The organism is Pseudonocardia petroleophila (assembly GCF_014235185.1).
Lineage (GTDB): Bacteria > Actinomycetota > Actinomycetes > Mycobacteriales > Pseudonocardiaceae > Pseudonocardia > Pseudonocardia petroleophila.
In genome coordinates this window covers 4,067,225-4,085,700 of sequence record NZ_CP060131.1, presented here as the reverse complement: position 1 = coordinate 4,085,700, position 18,476 = coordinate 4,067,225, and the positions used below count along the sequence as shown (strand labels likewise).

At 73.9% G+C, this 18,476-nt stretch carries 17 protein-coding genes; 8 read left to right on the top strand and 9 right to left on the bottom strand.

The genetic code is table 11. The annotated features are described in order from the left end of the window. Positions 1-134 precede the first annotated feature (134 nt). From H6H00_RS20325 to H6H00_RS20305, 5 genes are all read right to left on the bottom strand, one after another. Positions 135-1,997: a helix-turn-helix domain-containing protein gene (locus H6H00_RS20325; protein ID WP_185717327.1), complete on the bottom strand. Its 1,863-nt coding sequence runs from the start codon at positions 1,995-1,997 to the stop codon at positions 135-137. A gap of 68 nt (positions 1,998-2,065) precedes the next feature. After that, complete coding sequence (locus H6H00_RS20320; protein WP_255425277.1) at positions 2,066-3,217, bottom strand: DUF3500 domain-containing protein; 1,152 nt, start codon at positions 3,215-3,217, stop codon at positions 2,066-2,068. Further along, positions 3,214-3,972, bottom strand: a complete 759-nt coding sequence (locus H6H00_RS20315; protein WP_185717326.1) for a GntR family transcriptional regulator — start codon at positions 3,970-3,972, stop codon at positions 3,214-3,216. The genes H6H00_RS20320 and H6H00_RS20315 overlap by 4 nt, the downstream gene beginning before the upstream one ends. Positions 3,973-3,992: 20 nt before the next feature. Beyond that, a complete protein-coding gene (locus tag H6H00_RS20310) occupies positions 3,993-5,171 on the bottom strand; it encodes an FAD binding domain-containing protein (RefSeq protein ID WP_185717325.1) in 1,179 nt (392 codons plus the stop codon). 50 nt (positions 5,172-5,221) lie between these two features. Further along, positions 5,222-5,743, bottom strand: coding sequence for a pyridoxamine 5'-phosphate oxidase family protein (locus H6H00_RS20305; protein ID WP_185717324.1), 522 nt, complete (start codon positions 5,741-5,743; stop codon positions 5,222-5,224). 151 nt (positions 5,744-5,894) lie between these two features. Between H6H00_RS20305 and H6H00_RS20300 the strand changes: the two genes are divergently transcribed. From H6H00_RS20300 to H6H00_RS20280, 5 genes are all read left to right on the top strand, one after another. Continuing rightward, positions 5,895-7,484, top strand: coding sequence for a thiamine pyrophosphate-binding protein (locus tag H6H00_RS20300; protein WP_185717323.1), 1,590 nt, complete (start codon positions 5,895-5,897; stop codon positions 7,482-7,484). A 42-nt stretch (positions 7,485-7,526) separates the two neighbouring features. Next, positions 7,527-8,117 carry a TetR/AcrR family transcriptional regulator gene (locus H6H00_RS20295; protein WP_185717322.1) on the top strand — a complete coding sequence of 197 codons (591 nt, stop codon included), beginning with the start codon at positions 7,527-7,529 and terminating at the stop codon, positions 8,115-8,117. Between the two features lie 106 nt (positions 8,118-8,223). After that, on the top strand, positions 8,224-8,970 hold the full coding sequence (locus H6H00_RS20290) for an SDR family NAD(P)-dependent oxidoreductase (protein ID WP_255425276.1): 747 nt from the start codon (positions 8,224-8,226) through the stop codon (positions 8,968-8,970). A gap of 138 nt (positions 8,971-9,108) precedes the next feature. After that, complete coding sequence (locus H6H00_RS20285; protein WP_185717321.1) at positions 9,109-9,516, top strand: RidA family protein; 408 nt, start codon at positions 9,109-9,111, stop codon at positions 9,514-9,516. 157 nt (positions 9,517-9,673) lie between these two features. Beyond that, positions 9,674-10,039 (top strand): cupin domain-containing protein, encoded by a 366-nt coding sequence (locus tag H6H00_RS20280; protein ID WP_185717320.1) that lies wholly within the window; start codon positions 9,674-9,676, stop codon positions 10,037-10,039. On the opposite strand, the gene H6H00_RS20275 is transcribed toward H6H00_RS20280, so the two are convergent. Next, positions 10,027-10,428, bottom strand: coding sequence for a winged helix-turn-helix transcriptional regulator (locus tag H6H00_RS20275; RefSeq protein WP_185717319.1), 402 nt, complete (start codon positions 10,426-10,428; stop codon positions 10,027-10,029). The genes H6H00_RS20280 and H6H00_RS20275 overlap by 13 nt on opposite strands. A 100-nt stretch (positions 10,429-10,528) precedes the next feature. On the opposite strand from H6H00_RS20275, the gene H6H00_RS20270 reads away from it, so the two are divergent. Both H6H00_RS20270 and H6H00_RS20265 read left to right on the top strand, forming a co-directional pair. Beyond that, on the top strand, positions 10,529-12,796 hold the full coding sequence (locus H6H00_RS20270; protein WP_185717318.1) for an LLM class flavin-dependent oxidoreductase: 2,268 nt from the start codon (positions 10,529-10,531) through the stop codon (positions 12,794-12,796). Further along, positions 12,793-13,704, top strand: a complete 912-nt coding sequence (locus tag H6H00_RS20265; RefSeq protein WP_185717317.1) for an LLM class flavin-dependent oxidoreductase — start codon at positions 12,793-12,795, stop codon at positions 13,702-13,704. The genes H6H00_RS20270 and H6H00_RS20265 overlap by 4 nt, the downstream gene beginning before the upstream one ends. Here the strand turns inward: H6H00_RS20265 and H6H00_RS20260 are convergent. After that, the gene (locus H6H00_RS20260; protein WP_344736929.1) at positions 13,601-14,767 is read right to left on the bottom strand and encodes an LLM class flavin-dependent oxidoreductase; all 1,167 of its coding nucleotides are present in this window, start codon (positions 14,765-14,767) and stop codon (positions 13,601-13,603) included. The genes H6H00_RS20265 and H6H00_RS20260 overlap by 104 nt on opposite strands. A gap of 283 nt (positions 14,768-15,050) precedes the next feature. Between H6H00_RS20260 and H6H00_RS20255 the strand changes: the two genes are divergently transcribed. Further along, positions 15,051-15,881, top strand: a complete 831-nt coding sequence (locus H6H00_RS20255) for a FadR/GntR family transcriptional regulator (RefSeq protein WP_185717315.1) — start codon at positions 15,051-15,053, stop codon at positions 15,879-15,881. Between the two features lie 158 nt (positions 15,882-16,039). Here H6H00_RS20255 and H6H00_RS20250 read toward each other — a convergent pair whose 3' ends face one another. Together H6H00_RS20250 and H6H00_RS20245 are read right to left on the bottom strand one after the other, a co-directional pair. After that, positions 16,040-16,369 carry an NIPSNAP family protein gene (locus tag H6H00_RS20250; RefSeq protein WP_185717314.1) on the bottom strand — a complete coding sequence of 110 codons (330 nt, stop codon included), beginning with the start codon at positions 16,367-16,369 and terminating at the stop codon, positions 16,040-16,042. A 12-nt stretch (positions 16,370-16,381) separates the two neighbouring features. Continuing rightward, positions 16,382-18,175 (bottom strand): sigma-54-dependent Fis family transcriptional regulator, encoded by a 1,794-nt coding sequence (locus tag H6H00_RS20245; protein ID WP_185717313.1) that lies wholly within the window; start codon positions 18,173-18,175, stop codon positions 16,382-16,384. Positions 18,176-18,476 lie beyond the last annotated feature (301 nt).

The window sequence follows — 18,476 nt, the reverse complement described above, 5'->3', positions numbered from 1 at the left end:
CGTCGTCCGCGCGGCGGTCGGAGGGCCGGCCACCGGCGCGCCACCGATCGTGATGAGTGCCACACCGGCGGGGCCATGTGTGGCCCCCCAGAAGAACCGGGGATGTGCTGGGCAGGCCCACAGAGGGGCCGGGGCTACGGCTCCCCGGCCTGCACGATGTCGCGCACGGTCAGGGCGAGCTGCAGGTCCAGCCGCGTGTCGCTGCGCCGCAGGCTGCGTCCGGTGAGCTTCTCGATGCTCGCGATCCGGTAGCCCACCGTGTTGGGGTGCACCACGAGCTCCCGCGCGGTGGCCGACGTCGAGCAGCCCGCGGAGAGCCACGCCCGCAGCGTGGGGAGCAGATCACCGCCGCGCAGGTCGTCGTGGGCCACGACCGGGCGCAGCAGGTTCCGGGCGAACCGGCGCAGGGTGTCCGGGGCGCCCTCCTCCAGCAGGAACGCCGCGAGGCCCAGGTCGCGGACGTCGACCACTCCCCCGGGCCGCGCCGAGCGGCGCAGCCGGACCGCGCCTCGGGCCACCCGGTAGGCGGGCCCGTGGTCGGCGGGCCCGTCGGCGATCGGGCCGATCGCGACGGTCGCCGTGCGCTCCGGCAGGACGAGCTCGATCTGGGCCAGTGCGCCGCGCAGCACGTCGTCGAGGCCGGGGCCGTCCGGGAACAGCAGGACGTGGACGTCCTCGTGGTACCCGATCAGCGGCGGTGCCGTCTGCCGTGCCGCCGCCCGCACGATCTCGGTCACCCGCGACGCCGGCCCGGGTGGGTCGAGCGCCAGCACCACGACGACGTGCGGCCGCGCGAGGTCGTGTCCCAGTGCGGCGGCCCGGTCCAGCACGCCCTGCGGGTGCTGCGGCCCTCCCGGGTGCAGCAGGTCGCCGACCAGGTCGCCGGACAACCGTTCCTCGACGTCCACCAGGTTCTGCTGCTTGAGCACCTCCAGCGCCACCACCAGCGCGAACCGCTCGATCACCCGGCGTTCGACCGGCGCGGGCGACGCGCGCGGGTTCGTGACCCACAGGCGCGCCGCAAGCTCACGTCCCACCACGACCGGCGCCACCCAGACGCCGTGGGCGCGACCGACGGGGTGCCCGACGGCCGACGCACCCGGACGGCCCGAGCGGTCGACGCCCACCTCCACCACCTCGTTGCGGCGGTCGAGCGCGTCCAGCGCTCCCCGCACCGGCCGGCGCCGGCGCGCGGCGGCGTCCGGTGGCGGGCGGTAGCCGGAGACGGGCGCCCTGGCCAGCACCCTGCCGTGGCGGTCCTCGACCGTCACGGACGCGCCGAGCGCGTCGGCCAGCGCGGTGACCAGACCGGCCAGCCCGACCTCGTCGAGCACCAGCCGCATGAGCGCACGGTGCTGCTGTTCCGCCCACTCGGTGACGGCGCGGCTGCGCTCCAGCTCGGCGTTCGTCCGCGACAGCGCGACGATCACGTCCTGCTGGCCGGTGCGCAGCCGGGCCGCCTCGCACGCCAGTGCCGCCTGGTCGGCAAGCAGCTCCACGAGCTCCACCTCCGCGGCGCCGAACCCGCGGGCGGCCGTCGAGTAGGCGACGACGACGCCGAGGGTCCCCGCCCCGGGGGCGTGCAGCGGGGCCGCGATCAGGGACCGGTACCCCTGCTTCGGCGCCAGGTGGGTCAGCCGCCCGTACCGGGGGGCGCTGCCGACGTCGGAGACGGTCACGGTGCGCCCGGCCCGGAAAGCCTCGGCGGCGGGCGAGTCGAGCTGCGGGCCCGCCGGGTGGATGAGCAGCGAGCCGGTATCGCTCACGAGGGCGACGTAGTCGCGCGACAGCCCCGACGAGCCCGCCACCCGCAGGTGCGTCCCGTCGGGTTCCGCGAGCATCACGGCGCACTGGTCGAACCCGATCAGGACGCAGGCCTGCTCCGCGACGCGGGCCAGCACCCCGTCGAGCGGCTCGGCCGCGTTGACCGCCCGGGAGATCTCGCCCACCGCGCTCATCCACGAACGCAGCGTCGACGGCGCCTCCGGAGTGCCCACCCCAGCACGGTGACGCCGCGGTGACGCCCCCGCAAGAGGCCGAACGCCCTCATCCACGACGCCGACGTTCAGCCGTGGTGCGCAGCGCGGTGCGCGGTGAGCGCGTCGAGCCCGAAGTCGGTCTCCGGATCGCGCCAGACGGAGTGCGCGTGGTCGGCGCCGCGCGCGGTGTCGTCCCACTCCAGCAGCAGCCGTGGAGCCTGGAGGCGGTAGTAGTGGGGCGCGCCGGGCTCGGTCGGCCCGGCCCAGGCGAAGTGCACCGCGTCCTCGTCGAGCGGCGGGGCCAGGCCGTCGGGCACCCGCCCGCGGTACGCGGCGAGCAGGCTGCTCAGGATCTCGCGCTGGCCGGCGTCGAGTGCGGTGGCCGGGAGGCCCTTCGGCTCCGTGGTGAGCGCGAGCAGGCGGTGGTCGTCGGCGCCGAGGCCCGAGGCCTCCTCCGCCGTCCGGCTCATGGCGGTGACCCGGTCCCGCAGGCGTCGCTCGGTGAAGTGCCCGCGCCAGATGTCGGGCAGCAGGACCATCTCGTCCCCGTCGGAGATGCGCGCCCGGTTGCCGCCGACGATGTCGCTCGGGGCCCGGTCGAGCAGCACCGCGCGGGCCGCGGCCTCGGGCGACAGCGACCGCACCAGCTCCCGCGCGAGGTCCTCCACCCGGCCCAGCGGCCGCAGCAGGCCGCCGCCCAGCAGCGGCGACGTCGCGGGATCGGCACCCAGGAAGCACGGCGTGGTGGAGCGGACGGCCCCGTCGACGACGAGCACGTTGAGCGAGACGTGGTGGCCGCCGAAGCGCCAGCCCCACACCCCCGCCGGGCCCGGCTCCCCGAAGACCCGGAGGTGGTAGAGGCCGGGGTCGCGACCCCGCTCCCGGCCCCAGTCGACGGCGAAGTCCTCGACGTGGTCGAGGACGTTCTCCAACCCCATGATCGTGGCCACGGTGACGTACCCCGCCGTCGACGTCCCGGCGGCGACGAGCTGCATGGCCCGGCTCTGCTGGGCGGGGCGCTGGGCACCGACGGGCACGCCGCCGTGGTCGGTCGGGGTGTAGTACCAGCGCAGGCGCTCCGCGTCGGACTCCGGGTCCGTGCCGGGGGCGGGCCAGTGCGCGACCGCCCGCTGGTCGGGGTCGAGCCCGTCCAACCAGACCCGGGCCGCGGCCGCCATGCGGTCCGCGACGGCGACGGGGGCGGGGACGGGGCCGGCCGGGGTGTCGGGTCGCGTCACGGTGGGGTTCCTCCCTCGGCGGCGGCGAGCGCCTGGCGGATGGCGGCCCGGAGCAGGGCCGGTTCGTGGGCGGGGTCCATCGAGGCGATCAGGGCGAGCCCGGCGCGCGAGAGGTGCCGGGCGAGCAGCGTGGCGGCCGCGGGCGCGTCCCGTGCGCGGCACAGCCGGGCGAGCTCGGCGTGCTCGCGGGCCCCGAGCGTCCAGCCGCTGCCGTCCCGGCCGACGTAGACCTTGCGGTAGCGGCCGGTGTGCTCGGCCCACAGGACCGTCGAGCTCAGCATCCGCTGCCCTGCGTGGGAGACCAACCGCATGTGGAAGCGGTGGTGCAGGGCCTCCCACCGGTCGAACCCCCGACCCTCCGCCGCGGCGACCGCGTCGACGAGCCGGTCGAGCTCGTCGAGGTCGGAGGGGCTGAAGCGCGGCACGCTCAGCCCGAGGGCCAGCGTCTCGTTGGACACCCGCAGCGCGTAGAGGTGCTCGACCTCCTCCACGGACAGGTCGGTCACCCTGGCCCGCTGGTTGACCTCCACCTCGATCAGTCCCTCGCGCTGCAGCAGCCGGAAGGCCTCGCGGACGGGCCCCCTGCTGACCAGGCGCTCCTTCGCGATCCGCGCCTGGGACAGGCCCGACCCCGGCGCGATGTCCCCGGAGAGGATGCGCCTCCGCAGATCGGCGTGGACGACGTCGGTCGCGTCCCGGCCCCCGGGGACGACCAGCTGGTGGGTGACCGGTTCCTGGCGCACCGGGAAGATCATCCCGGACGTCCCCGACCGCGTCACCGTCCGGGCCCGTGCAGGCCGAAGATCAACCGGGGATCGCCCGGCCGGAACGTGCCGGTGAACTGGGAGCTGTCGCCGATCTCCCGGTTGCGCTCGAGCAGTCGCGAGCCGAGTGCGAGCTGGGCGGTCTCCCACGCGGCGAGGGCCTCCGGCACGTCGCCGCCCGCCGCCTCGAGCTCGGCGGCGAGGACCCAGCCGTCCTCGGCCGCCTTCGCCGTCCCGGCCGCGGTGTGCGGGCGGACGGCGAACGCGGCGTCGCCCAGCAGGCAGGCCCGGCCGAACACCATGCGCGGCACCCCGATGTCGAACACGGCCTGGACGAACGGCTGCCCGATGCGGGCGACGACCTCGGCCACGGGGGGCGCGAGCTGCGCCGCCGCGGAGCACCGCAGCTCCTCCACCAGCTCGTCGCGCACCGAGCCCGGCGGCAGCGACACCGGTCGCGGCTGCCCGTCGCGGTCGGTGAGGAAGGCGGCCAGGTCGGGCTCCGCCACGTTGCGGTACCAGACCATGTTGATCAGCCGCTCGCCCACGGCGACCGCCCCGTCGGGCCCGGGTATCGGGTAGACCAGCACGTGGCTGCCGGGCAGGACCTGGTAGGTCAGCGCGTCGTGCAGCGCGTCGAACGCCGGCCCGTCCAGTTCGCGCTCGGGCACCGTCCCCCGCCACGCGACGTAGCCGGCGTAGCGCGCCCCGACCTCGGGGAGCAGCAGGGACCGCGCGACCGAGCCGATCCCGTCCGCGCAGACCAGCAGGTCGGTCCGCACGTCCTCGCCGTCGGCGAAGCGCACCCGCACCCCGCCTGCGGGGTCCGGGGCGAACGACGTCATGTCCCGGCCCAGCCGGTACCGGTCGGCGCCGAACGCGTCGAGCAGGGTGCGGTAGACCGTGTTCCAGGACGAGAAGCGGTACCGGTGCCGCTGGGCGTGCCGGACCGAGCCGTCGCGCTCGAGGAAGCGGATCCAGTCGGTGCTGGAGCTGATCCGCCCGACCGGGACACCGAGCCGCTCCACCGGGTAGCGGAGCGTCTCCGGCAGCACCGCGATCCCCGCGCCGCGGGCCTGCAGCGTCTCCCGGGACCGCTCGTGCACCGTGACGTCGCAGCCGAGGTCGCGCAGCAGCAGCGCGGCGGTGAGCCCGCCCAGCGAACCGCCGACGACCGCGACGGAGGGCATCCCCGTCGCGGTCGGGCCCGTCGCGGTCGGTCCCGTCGTCTCCATCCCGCTCAGGGACGACCGAAGGTGGCGATCGAGTCGACGGCGAGCTCGAAGAGCACGCGGCGCTCCTCGCGGCCCGGGTCGCGCAGGGCGTAGGCACCGGGGTCCCCGGTGTACTTGGTCCAGATCCGGTCGAGCTGGGCCGTGACGCGCGGCCCCTCCTCCGGGTCGTCCTCGGAGACCTCCCGGGTGACCGTCGCCTTGATGCTGATCCAGTGGTAGGCGTTGGCCGGGTTCATCAGCAGGAAGGTGGCCTGCGGGGCCGCGCGCAGCCAGTCGACCTTCTTGCGGTGCGTGGCCAGGTTGAGCAGCACGGTGTCGCCCTCGTAGTCGAACCACACCGGCGTCAGGTTCGACCGCCCGGTGCTGCCGGTGACCGACACGACCGCCGTGACCGGCTCGTCGAGGAGCTGCCGGTAGATCGGGTCGAGGTCGGCGAGGCTCGACACCGAGGCATGGTCACCGATCTCGAACTGCCCCGGCTGGGTGCCCTCGGAGACGTCCCGGAACTTCGCCACTGTGATCGCCATCGTGGGCTCCCTCGGATCGACGCGCATCCACTGCTGACACTTCGACGAAAGCTAGGGCGAGATCCGGGGCGTGTCCAGGCTGTGAACAGAGCATTCTCCGGGGCTACCGTGACACCGTTCGCTCAAGTGTCGACACCTGAGAGGGACGACCGTGGATCCGACCACCACCCGCGGACTGGCCGACGCGCTCGCCGACGGGCTGCTCGCCGCCGGCGTCCGGCGGATCTTCGGGGTCCCCGGCGGCGGGCCCAACCTCGACGTGATCGGCGCGGCGGCCGACCGCGGGATCGACTTCGTCCTCACCCACGGCGAGACGGCCGCCTGCATCGCCGCGTCCACCCACGGCCGGCTGACCGGGACGCCCGGCACCGCGCTCGTGACCCGCGGGCCCGGCCTGACCAGCGCGGCCAACGGCCTCGCCCACGCGACACTCGACCGCGCCCCCCTGCTCCTGGTCAGCGACACCGTCCCGGCGTCCACGGCGGGCCGCACCGCGCACCAGCGGCTGGACCAGGTCGCCGCCGCGTCGCCCCTGGCGAAGTGGAGCGGCACCCTGGGCCACGTCGAACCGGTGGCGGTCGCGACGGCGGCCGCCCGGCTGACCCTGCAGTCCCCGCCCGGCGCGGTGCACCTGGCGTTCGACCCGACGGCCGCAGGCGACGCGCCACCGACGCCGGCGCCCCCGTGCGCCGTCGACCCGCGGCACCTGGCGGGCGCGCGCACGCTGGTGGCGTCGGCGCGGCGTCCGGTGGTCGTCGTGGGGATCGACGCGCTCGCCGACGTGGCCGCGGTCCGGGAGGCACTGGCGGGGATCGACTGCCCGGTGCTGGTCACCTACGCGGCCAAGGGCGTGGTGCCGGAGTCCTGGCCCACCTTCGCCGGGCTCTTCACCGGCGCCGCCGTCGAACGCCCGCTGCTCGCGGGCGCGGACCTGGTCGTCGGGATCGGGCTGGACGCGGTCGAGGCGGTGCCGGGACCGTGGCCGTCCGGCGCCGCGGTCGTCCTCGTGCACTCCCACCCGGTCGAGACCGCCTACTTCGGCGACCCGGCGCTGCTCGTCGGTCCCTACGCCGCACTGCTGCCCGCCCTGCTGGCGGGGGCGGCACCGGACTGGCCGCCCGGGGCGGGTCGCCGCGCGCACGACGCCGCCGTCGACCGCATCGGCGCCCACCCTCCGGCCACGGCGGGCGCGCTCACCCCGCTCGACGTGGTGCGGGCGGCCCGCGCGGCGCTCGGTGACGTCGCGCTCACCGTCGACGCCGGCGCGCACATGCTCGTCACCATGCCGCTGTGGTCCACCGACGGGCCCGACCCCGTGCTGATCTCCAACGGCCTGGCCACCATGGGGTTCGCCCTGCCCGCGGCGATCGGGGCCGCCCTCGCCCGCCCGGGACGCCGGGTCGCCTGCCTGACCGGCGACGGCGGGCTCGGCATGGCCATGGCGGAGATCGAGACGCTCGCCCGGCTGGCGCTGGACGTCACTGTGGTCGTGTTCAACGACGCGGCGCTCACCCTCATCGCGCTCAAGCAGGGCGCCGGGCAGGGGGGTGGGCCGGCCGTCAGGTACGCGGCGACGGACTTCGCCGCGGTGGCGGTCGCGATGGGCGTGCCCGGCGTCGTCGTCGGGACCGTCGACGAGGTCCACCGGGCGCTCGGGGCACGGCGGCGCGGCCCGCTGCTCGTGGACGCCCGGATCGACCCCTCCCCCTACCGGCACGTGATCGACACGATCAGGGGCTGAGGCGTGGTGGACCGATCGGTCCACCAGTTGTAGTTTCGGGCCGTGCCGCGCCCCCGCCAGTTCGACGAACAGCGGGTGCTCGCCGCGGTGCAGGCGGCCTTCTGGGACAACGGGTACGCCGGCACGTCGCTGGAGGACCTGCTCGCGGCCACCGGGCTGGGCAAGGGGAGCCTCTACGGCGCCTTCGGCGACAAGCAGAGCCTGTTCCTCCGGGTGCTGCGCGAGTACGACGAGGCCAACGACCGGATGCTGCGGGCCCGGCTCGAGGGGGCCGACCGCGGTGTCGACGTCGTCCGCGACTTCGTGCTCGCTGCCGTGGGAGATCCGAGTGGGGCCGGGGCCCGCCGCGGGTGCCTGCTGGCGAACACCCTGATGGAGCTGGCCGTGAGCGCGCCCGAGGTCGCCGCCGAGGCCCGGCGCAGCTACGACGCGACGACGGCGGTGCTGGCCGAGTCGATCCGGCGGGCGCAGCGCGAGGACGACGTCACCTCCCGCATCGACCCGGTCCAGACCGCGCAGGCGGTCCTCGCCGGCCAGCTCGGCCTGATCGTCCTCGGCCGCACCGGCCGGGACCCGGTCCTCCTGCAGGCCGTGGCCGGGACGCTGCTCGCCACCCTGCTGCCCGCGTCCTGACCCCCGGCGCACCGACGGCGGCGTGGGCGGGGATCACCCCACGCCGTTCTTGACCGAACCGTCCAGTACGTGGCAAGTTATGGACCGAACGGTAAAGAACTCGGGGATGGGAGCGATCATGGGAGTGCTCGACGGCAAGGTCGCGTTGGTGACCGGCGGGAGCGGCGGTATCGGTCTGGCGATCGCGCGCGCCTACCTCGCGGAGGGTGCGCGGGTGTTCGTCACCGGCCGTCAGCGGGCTCGGCTCGCTGCGGCAGAGGCCGAGCTCGGTCCCGGGGCGACCGGTGTGACCTGTGACGTGAGCCGGCTCGATGACCTCGACGCCCTGTACGCGACCGTCGCCGAGCAGGCGGGACGGCTCGACGTGGTGGTGGCCAACGCCGGTATCGGCATCGCGGCCCCGCTGGGCGAGATCACCGAGGAGCAGGTCGACGCCATGTTCGCCACCAACGTGAAGGGCTCGCTGTTCACCGTGCAGAAGGCCCTGCCGCATCTCGCGGAGGGCGCCTCGATCATCCTGATCGGGTCGACCGCCGCGACCCGGCCGGAGCCGTTCCTGCCCGTGTACGGGGCGACCAAGGCCGCGATCCGCAACCTCGTGCGCGGCTTCGCCCACAGCGCCCGCACCGGCGGGTTCCGGATCAACGCGCTCTCCCCCGGAGCGACCCGCAGCTCGGGTCTGCTCGGGCTGCTCTCAGCCGAGGACCTCGCCGCCACCGAGGACTCGGTCCCGCTCGGTCGCCTCGCCGAGCCCGAGGAGATCGCCGCGGCTGCGGTGTTCCTCGCGTCGGAGGCGGCCGGCTTCGTCAACGGCTCCGACCTCGCCGCCGACGGCGGCTACGCACAGGTCTGACGCCCGCCGATCCGCCCGCCCGCGGTGCGCCGGGCGACCGTGCGGCTTGACCGTGCCGCTGCGGCACGGTGTCGACTGTCCCGACCATCGACGACGTGGCGTCGCCGTGCGCTGCCGTGGCACAGGAGGAGCAGGACGATGAGTGTGGAACTGGTGCACCCCGGACGGGTCAACCGGGTCGATGTCCACCACCAGGTCGCGGTCGCGCAGGGCTCGCGCACCGTGCACCTCGCCGGGCAGGTGTCCTGGGACACCGAGGGCCACCTCGTGGGCCGCGACGACGTCGCGGCGCAGGCCGAGCAGTGCTACCTCAACATCGCCGCCGCACTCGACGCGGTCGGGGCGACGCCGGACGACCTGGCCAAGGTCACCGTCTACGTCGTCGACCTGGACGAGGCCAAGGCGGAGCGGTTCGTCGTCGGGCGCGACCGGGCGGGCGCGACGCTGGGCGCGCGGTTCCAGCAGCCGAGCACCTGGATCGGGGTCACCTCGCTGGCTGCGCCGGGCTTCCTCGTCGAGGTCGACGCCCTGGCGGTGCTGCCCTGAGGCGGGCGCCCGCCGCCGGTGCGGGCGCTCGACCGGGCCGGCGGACCCGCGGCCCGCGACGGCGCACGCGTTCCCTCGTGCGCGCCACGCTCTGGTCCCGCACGCCGCGGTGGGGTGGGATGGAGGGACCCGGCCCCTTCCACCCTGGAGCGTCACCATGGGCACGTACAACCCCGCGATGCAGAAGGCGACCCTCGCCGCGGTCGAGAGCGACGCGCACGGCCTGATCTCGAAGAGGACCGCCGAACTCGACGGCGTCAGCGTCACCGAGGTGACCTTCGCCGTCGGGGCGCGGTGGTCCCACGACCTGAAGGACTACGCCGGGACCGACCTGTGCCAGCTCCCCCACGTCGCCTACGTCGTCGCCGGCACCCTGGGCGTGCAGATGACCGACGGCTCCACCGAGGAGTTCTCCGCAGGTGACGTGATGCTGCTCCCGCCCGGGCACGACGCGTGGGCCGTCGGCGAGCAGGACTGCCGCTTCCTGGAGTTCTCCCGGGGCAACGACTACTACTCCGCCTGAGCCCTCCGGTTCGCCGACGGGACCGGAGCCGGCCGTGAGCCGCCCCGGTCCTCGGTCTCGCTCCACGCGATCAAGGGGTGCAGCGCCTGCATGAGTCCCCGTGCCCGCTCGGTCGGCTCGTAGCGGATCAGCACCGGCATGGTCGGCACGACCGTGCGCTCGACCAGACCGTCGTCCTCCAGCTCCTTCAACCGCTGGGTCAGCAGGCGGTCGGAGATGCCGGCCACCAGCGCTCGGTACTCGACGAAGCGCCGGGCGCCACGCATCCCGGCGAGGAGGATGCCGGCGGTCCACTTGCGCCCCACCAGCTCGATCGAGGCCTGGAAGCCGCGACACCTCTCCTCGTCGATGTGCTCGAAGCCGGCTGCGGGACCGTGGAGCGAAGTCACTTATGCAGAGTAAGCGACTTACCGGGTGTTTGCCATGCGGTGGGAACCCGCAGAACCTGGTCGAGGCCCCGCACGGCCGTGACGACGAGGAGATGCCGCGATGACCTACGCCCACCGGTTGGAGTTCGGGACGTTCCTCGCTCCCGACAGCCGGACGCCGGAGGACCCGGTCGAGCTGGCGCGGCTGAGCGAGCAGCTCGGCTACGACCTGGTCACCTTCCCGGACCGTCCCCACCTGCCGGAGCACCTCGACACCTGGACGCTGCTCTCCTGGGTCGCCGGGGTGACCGACCGGATCCGGCTGGCGGCGAACGTCCACAGCGTCCCGCTGCGGTCACCGTCCGTCCTGGCCCGGTCGGCGGCCAGCCTCGACCTGCTCTCCGGCGGCCGCGTCGAGCTCGGGCTCGGCGCGGGGGCCCACCGGGAGGCCGTCGAGGCGATGGGCGGAGACGGGCTGCCGCCCGCGCAGGCCGTGGACGCCCTCTCCGAAGCCGTCGACGTCGTCCGCGCCCTGAACGGCGTAGCGGGCGCGGTGACCTACTCCGGCGAGCACCACCGGCTGAGCGCCGCCCAGCCCACCGTCCCGACACCGCACGAGATCCCGATCTGGATCGGGGCGGCGGGGCCGCGGATGCTGCGCCTCATCGGCGAGAAGGCCGACGGGTGGTCCGCGACCCTCGCGGCGGTCGGCGTCGACGGGCTGGCCGCGGGCAACCGGACCATCGACGCTGCCGCCCGCGCCGCCGGCCGGGATCCGCGCGAGATCCGGCGGCTGCTGAACGTCTCCGGCCGCTTCGCCGCGCAGCGCGCCGGCTTCCTCGACGGACCCGCGGCCGACTGGGTGAGCGACCTGCTCCCGCTCGCCGTCGACCACGGTGTCGGGACGTTCGTCCTGATGTCCGACGACCCCGCGACGCTGACGCGGTTCGCCCACGAGGTGATCCCCGCGCTCCGCGCCGCCGTGGACCGGGCGGTGCCGCACGGTGCCGCGGGGCTGCGGGTCCGCCCGGCCGCGGTGCTGGCCCGGCGCCGCGACGGCATCGACTACGACGCCGCACCCGCGTCGCTGGCCGAGGTGGTCGAGCCGGGCGACCGCGCCTACCACCGCCTCCGCTCCGGCTACCTGCGCGGGGGATCGCCGGGCATCGTGCTGCGGGCGTCCGACGCCGCCCAGGTCGCCGACGCGCTCGCCTTCGCCCGCGCCCACCCCGACCTGGACCTGTCGATCCGCAGCGCCGGGCACGGCGTGAGCGGCCGCTCCACCAACGACGGCGGGATCGTCGTCGACGTCTCGCTGATGAACACCGTGAAAGTCCTCGACGAGGAGACCCGCCGGATCCGCGTCGGTCCGGGCGCACGCTGGATGGAGGTCGCCGCGGCGCTGCATCCCCACGGATGGGCCCTGAGCTCGGGCGACTACGGCGGTGTCGGGGTCGGCGGTCTCGCCACGGCCGGCGGCATCGGCTACCTCGCCCGCGAGCACGGCCTGACCATCGACCACCTGCGCGCGGTCGACATGGTGCTCGCCGACGGCCGGATCGTCCGGGCGAGCGACACGGAGAACCCGGACCTGTTCTGGGCGGTCCGCGGGGCCGGGGCGAACTTCGGGATCGTCACCTCCTTCGAGTTCGAGGTCGACGAGGTCGGCGACGTCGGCTTCGCCCAGCTCGCGCTCGACGCGAGCGACACGGCCGGCTTCCTGCTCGACTGGGGACAGGTCATGGAGAGCGCCCCCCGCGACCTGACCAGCTTCATCATCCTGGGCCCGCCACGGCGCGGACGGCCCGCGGTCGCCCAGGTGATGGCCGTGGTCGACTCCGACGACCCGGACACCGTCCTCGCGCGGCTCACCCCGATCGCCGGGATCGCACCCCTGCTGCAGCAGCAGGTGCGGATCACCCCGTACGCGGTGGTCATGGCCAACGCGGACGACGGGGTGCACCGGGGCCGGGGCGAGCCGGTCACCCGCAGCGGGCTGCTGCGCCGCATCACCCCGGCGTTCGCCGAGGCGGCCGAGCGGTTCCTCGCCACCGGCGCGGTGCACTTCTTCCAGATCCGCTCGCTGGGCGGGGCGATCTCCGACGTCGACGCGGACGCCACCGCCTACGCCCACCGCGACGCGAACTTCCAGGTCGTCGCGTTCGGCGCTCGCCGCGACCTGCTCGACACCCTCTGGGAGGACCTCTACCCGCACTTCGAGGGCCTCTACCTCAGCTTCGAGAGCGACCCTCGCCCCGCACGCCTGCTCGACGCCTTCCCGCCCCGGACGCTGGCGCGCCTGCGCGGGCTCAAGGACGAGTACGACCCGGGGAACACCTTCCGCGACAACTTCAACATCACTCCCGCCCTGGAGAGGAGCGCACCGTGACCGACTACGGACACGACCTGACCTTCGGCAGCTTCGTCACCCCCTCGGCCCGACCCGCGCAGCACGCCGTGGAGCTCGCACTGCACTCCGAGCGGGCCGGCCTGGACCTGGTGACCTTCCAGGACCACCCCTACCAGGCCTCGTTCCACGACACCTGGACGCTGCTGTCCTACGTCGCCGCCCGCACCAGCCGGATCCGGCTGTCGGGCAACGTGCTGAACCTGCCGCTGCGCCAGCCGGCCGTGCTCGCCCGCAGCGCCGCGAGCCTGGACCTGCTCAGCGGCGGCCGGATCGAGCTCGGCATCGGGGCCGGTGGCTTCTGGGACGCCATCGAGGGTATGGGCGGTCGCCGGTTGGACCCCGGTCAGTCGGTGGAGGCGCTGGAGGAGGCCATCTCGATCATCCGGGGCATCTGGGACGTCGAGCAGCGCGGCGGAGTCCGGGTGGACGGCACCTTCCACCGGGCGACCGGGGCGAAGCGCGGTCCCGCGCCCGCCCACGACATCGGCATCTGGGTCGGCGCCTACAAGCCGCGGCTGCTCCGGCTGACGGGACGCCGTGCGGACGGCTGGCTGCCGTCACTGCCCTACCTGCCCGACGGCCCCGACTCGCTCACCGAGATGAACCGGCACATCGACGACGGCGCGCACCGGGCCGGGCGTGACCCGGCGGCGATCACCCGGTTCCTCAACATCACCGGGACGTTCACCGACACCCGGGGCGGTCTGCTCGTCGGCCCACCCGACCACTGGGCCCGGGAGCTCGCCGAGCTCACGCTGACCCACGGCATCTCGGGGTTCATCCTCATGGGTGACGACCCGGCCGCCATCGACCTGTTCGCCGGCGAGGTCGCACCCGCGGTGCGCGAGACGGTCGCCGCCGAGCGGAAGGCGCGCGCACCGCGGTGACCTGCGCCCGGGCGGGGCCGGCCCACCCGTCGCCGGCGTAGAGGTAGTGCGACTCGTCCATCCGCTCGACGGTGCGCGGAACCTCGCCGGTCTCGCCGGCCTGGCGGAAGACCTCGTAGAAGCCGTGGTGGCCCCAGAAGTTGTTCCACCCGACCCCCGAGACGCCGCGCCGGGCCTGGCGCATCGCCTCGTCCTTGTTGCGTCCGAAGTGCACGGACCGCAGCACGCCGGTGTTCTCACCGAGCGCGAGGTCGTGGCCGAGGACCTGCTTCGCCTCGTCCTGGTAGGCCTCGACCATCTTGCGGTAGTCCTCGGGGATCGAGGTCAGGATGATCGGGGTGATCCCCTCGCGAGCCGTCCACCGGATCGTGTTCTCGCTCATCGAGAACGCCTGGAACAGCTTCGGGTGCGGCTTCTGGTACGGCTTGGGCACGACGGAGATCTTGTGCAGCAGGCCGTCCTCGCCCATCTCGCCGTCGGCGCCGAACCGCCGCGTGTAGTCACCGGCGGGCCAGTTCGTGCCCCCGTACGGGTACGGGAAGGAGTAGAACTTGCCGTCGTAGGTGAAGGACTCCTCCTTCCACGCCAGCTTGAGGATCCGGTAGACCTCCTCGAACAGCTCGCGGTTGAGCTTGTCGCGCTCGCTCGCGTCGCTGGTCGCGGTCTGTACCGGGAGCAGCTGGGTCATGGCGTTGAACCAGCGCTCCTGATAGCCGCGGGCGAACCCGACGACCGTGCGACCCTCCGTCATCTGGTCGAGCCACGCGGTCTCGATGGCCAGCTTCACCGGGTTGTGGCTGGGCAGCACGTAGCCGACCGGGCCGACCTTGATGTTCTTGGTGTGGTGGGCGACGTCGAGGTACAGCGAGTGCGGCCCACCCTGCTCCATGCCCTCGGTGTGCAGGTGGTGCTCCGGGAAGCAGATGGCCTCGAAGCCGTAATCGTCCGCCATCTTCGCCAGCTCGCGGACCTCTTTGAGCATCTGCTGCCACTTCTCGGTCCGGTGACCGATGGGACGCAGGGCTTCCCGTTCACGTTCCGATGCCGGAAGTGCCGGAAGCATAAAATAGACGAACTTCACGTGCGGACTCCTCCACCTGGGATCGTTGCCTGGACTCTTTTCCCGGCCCTGTTTCACGGCCGTCCGGAGATCTTGGTGGCACGCACGCTAGCCGGGCCGGACGGTGGGCAGCTGTCCGATCCTGCAACACTCCTTGACGGTCGGTACCCCCGTCGACACACCCGACCGAGGCGCCGCGCAATGCCTTGACCTGCGGAGGGAGTGCTCGTACCCGGGCCGCCAGCAGACCGCGTCGGACAGCCCCCGGCGGCTCGCTATCATCATCATGCGCAGCTATTCTCGCGCCATCGCCGGGCGGCACTGGCTCGCCCTCGGTCCGGACGGGGTGCGTGTCGAGAGGTGGGTCGAAATGGCGAGGAATGACAGCCAGAGCGGCGCTCGGCGGAGCCCGAAGATATCCGAGGTCATCGCCCGCGAACTGGCGAGCCAGATCGTGAACCAGAAACTCCCGGCCGGCAGCGTCCTGCCGACCGAGAAGGAGATGATCGAGAGTTTCGACGTCGGCCGCTCCACCATCCGGGAGGCGCTGCGACTGCTGGAGACGCGCAGCGTCATCACGCTGCGGCCCGGGCCCGGCGGCGGGCCGGTGGTGCGCCGACCCCGCCCGGAGGACCTGGGCGAGGCCCTCACCCTGATCCTGCAGTTCGAGGACGCCTCGCTCGACGACGTGATGGAGGCCCGTCGCGCGATCGAGCCCATGATCGCCCGGCTGGCGGCCGCCCGGATCTCCGACGCCGAGCTGGACACGATGGAGGCGACGATCGGCGTGATCCTGGACGACCCGAGGCCCGAGGTCTTCCAGGAGCAGAACCGGATCTTCCACTCCACCCTGTCCAAGGCGGCGCGCAGCGTCGTGCTGCAGGTCTTCGTCGAAAGCCTGAGCAGCGTCGCCGACGGCGTCGCGGGCGGAGTCACCTACACGGCGCGGCGGTACGTCGCCGCGGCGCACGCGCACACCCGCATCATCGAAGCGCTCCGCGCACACGACGGCGACCTCGCCGAGAAGATGATGCGCGACCACCTCGACGAGGCGGACGCGTACTGGCACAAGAAGCACAAGAACCTGGTGTCGCGGCCGGTGGTGTGGCGGCGTTGAGCGGAGCTCGCGCAGTACACGGATGATGCTGAGCCGCCCGGCTCAGCACGCGCCGACCTCGGCGAGGCGCCTGCGGACGTCCTCACGCCGCCGGCCGGGACGGCCACCCGGTGCCCGGGTGGCCGTCCGCGGTGGGTGCAGGAACTCGCACTCGTCCCTCAGGAGCGACGCTCGAACGGCGCCGTGTTGAGCAGCCGTCGGCGCACGGCGGAGTTCAGCGGGCCGTCCTTCTCACTGTCGGCCTTCACCCGCTGCCACTCGGGGTCGGCGAGGAACCCCGCCCAACCGTCCTGCATCTGCTGGTAGGACTCCCACCGCACGACGTACACGACCTCGCCGATGCTGTTCTCGCCGAACTCGGTGTGGGAGATGAACTCGACGTCGAAGCCGTGCTTGGCGAACAGCTCGAGCGTGTGATCGGTGAACCGGGCGATCAGCGCGGGCAGCCTGCCCGGCACGACCGTGTACTCCCTGAGTTCGTACAGCACGTCACTCCCTCCTCAGCCGCTCAGGCAGCGGCCGTCGATACCCAGGATCCTGATCTTGCGGTAGAGCGTGGAACGCGCGATGCCGAGCAGCTCGGCCGCGGCCAGCTTGTTGCCGCCGCTGTCGTCCAGCGCGTTGAGCAGGGCCTCGCGCTCGGCGCGCTGCAGGGCGGTGAGCCGGTGCCGGATCGGCGCCGTGCGGTACTCGGGCGGCAGGTGCTTGAGCGCGACGTTCCGACCGCCCGACCGTAACAGCGCGCTCGAGAGCACCGCGCGCAGCTCGCGCACGTTCCCCGGCCAGACCTGGCCCGTCAAGCTCTGCAGCGTGGCCGGCTCCAGGCGCGGCGCGGGCGAGCAACCGGCGAGGTCCCGGACGAGCACCTGCGCGATGGCGGCGACGTCCTCGGCCACCTGCCGCAGCGGCGGCAGCTGCAGGCGTGCCGGGAAGCAATCGCGCAGCCGCGTCGTCACGTCCTGGCTGCCGCCCGGCCGCGCCGTGGCCACGAGCCGCACCGCCTGCTCGTCGGCGCCCTCCACCAGCCCCACCGCGCGCCAGGCCAGGTCGCCGGGCAGCTCGTCGATGTGCTGCAGCACCACGGTTCCCGGCGCGACGAGACCGGCCCGCAGTCGCGCGAACCAGGCGGCCGGGTCGTCGCGGCACTGCGCGGTCTCGAGGACGGTCACGGCGCCGACCGCTCCGTCCCGCTCGTGCAGATGGCGGGCCAGGAAGGTCTTGCCGGTACCCGGCTCACCGGAGATGAGCACCGGCCGCCGGTCGCCCGCGACGGCGGCGAGCTCGCGTCGGACCCGCTCCGCGGCGGCGCTCCGGCCGGGCACGGCGCCGGCGCCTGCGCCGCCGCGCGCTCCCGGCAGGTGCTGCTGGGCGCCCCGCGGCGCGCAGGGCGGCGCGGTCGCGCGCGGCCGCATCTCGATGACGACCCCGGCCTCCTGGTCGTCGTCCCGCACGACCGCGCACCTGGCCTGCACGACGACGTCCTCGGCCAGCCGCAGCTCGCCGCAGTACTCGTCGCGGCCCGCGAGGACCCGGGTCGCCCAGTCCCAGAGGAACGACTGGTCGGCCGGGCTCACGAGCGGGCTGGCGAGGGTGTTGCTGATGAGCAGGTCGCGGTTCAGGCAGACCACGGCGGTGGCGGATCGGCGGGTGGTCTGCAGGAAGCGGTCCAGCAGCAGCCGCTCGTGGCGTGCGGTGTCCTCGGCCAGTGCGTCCTCGATCCGGGCCGCGGCCTCCTCCACGAGCGGCAGCAGCAGCACGCTGTCGTCCTCGGTCCGGCACGCGAGGGCGAGCGCCCCCTTGACGACACCGGTGACGGGATGGCGGACCGGGACGGCCCGGTCGCTGAGCCGCCGCAGGTTCTCGCGGTAGTGCTCGACGCCGACGACCGCGAACGGGCGACGCTCCTCCACCGCGCAGCCGATCGCGTTGGTCCCGACGGCCTCCTCGGCCAGCAGCGCGCCGGGGACGACGCCGACCCGGTCGAGCCAGGCGAGCACGCCCGGCTGCCCCGCACGCACGTCGACGACACGCGCGCCCGCGTCTGCGAGCACGACGGCGAAGTGCTGCCCCTGCAGCCGGCGGGCCAGTCGCTCGACCACTGCCCCGGCGGCGCGCAGGAGGCGGTGGGGCCGGTCGCCGTCGAGGCGGCCGGGGAGGGTGACCGCGTCCCGCCGGACCCCACTGCGGGCGGACCGCTGCCAGGAGCGGGCGATCTCGGGACGGTGGCGGGAGACCAGCTCGAGGCTTCGCGGGCTGTCCAGGTCCGGGTCGGGCTGAAAGGCCAGTGTCACCATCGGTCACCTCGCTGGAACGGGGGCCTGGACAATCGGCTGGCAGGCTAGGACGGTCCCCAGGATCGGCCCGGGATCGCCTTGCGCGCTGGCATGCTTGCATCTCTCCTATTGATGAGCAGCAATGTGCAGGAGGGCCCGCGGTGTGTCAAGCGACGTTCCCGCATCCGGAACGGTCCGTGCGGGTGGGCGCGACGTGCCGGTCGAACACCCTTGACGCCAGCGCGAACCCCGGCCATATGATGCGCATCATTGTCAGTCATTGAGCCCGGCTTCGTCCGGCACCAGAACCGAAAGGGCCGGT

What these genes read in the sequence shown, in the direction of transcription:
- H6H00_RS20315 (WP_185717326.1), bottom strand. Translation starts at nt 3,972, where the DNA reads ATGATCTTCCCGGTGCGCCAGGAACCGGTCACCCACCAGCTGGTCGTC.
- H6H00_RS20310 (WP_185717325.1), bottom strand. Translation starts at nt 5,171, where the DNA reads ATGCCCTCCGTCGCGGTCGTCGGCGGTTCGCTGGGCGGGCTCACCGCC.
- H6H00_RS20305 (WP_185717324.1), bottom strand. Translation starts at nt 5,743, where the DNA reads ATGGCGATCACAGTGGCGAAGTTCCGGGACGTCTCCGAGGGCACCCAG.
- H6H00_RS20290 (WP_255425276.1), top strand. Translation starts at nt 8,224, where the DNA reads ATGGGAGCGATCATGGGAGTGCTCGACGGCAAGGTCGCGTTGGTGACC.
- H6H00_RS20285 (WP_185717321.1), top strand. Translation starts at nt 9,109, where the DNA reads ATGAGTGTGGAACTGGTGCACCCCGGACGGGTCAACCGGGTCGATGTC.
- H6H00_RS20280 (WP_185717320.1), top strand. Translation starts at nt 9,674, where the DNA reads ATGGGCACGTACAACCCCGCGATGCAGAAGGCGACCCTCGCCGCGGTC.
- H6H00_RS20270 (WP_185717318.1), top strand. Translation starts at nt 10,529, where the DNA reads ATGACCTACGCCCACCGGTTGGAGTTCGGGACGTTCCTCGCTCCCGAC.
- H6H00_RS20260 (WP_344736929.1), bottom strand. Translation starts at nt 14,767, where the DNA reads ATGCTTCCGGCACTTCCGGCATCGGAACGTGAACGGGAAGCCCTGCGT.
- H6H00_RS20255 (WP_185717315.1), top strand. Translation starts at nt 15,051, where the DNA reads ATGCGCAGCTATTCTCGCGCCATCGCCGGGCGGCACTGGCTCGCCCTC.
- H6H00_RS20245 (WP_185717313.1), bottom strand. Translation starts at nt 18,175, where the DNA reads ATGGTGACACTGGCCTTTCAGCCCGACCCGGACCTGGACAGCCCGCGA.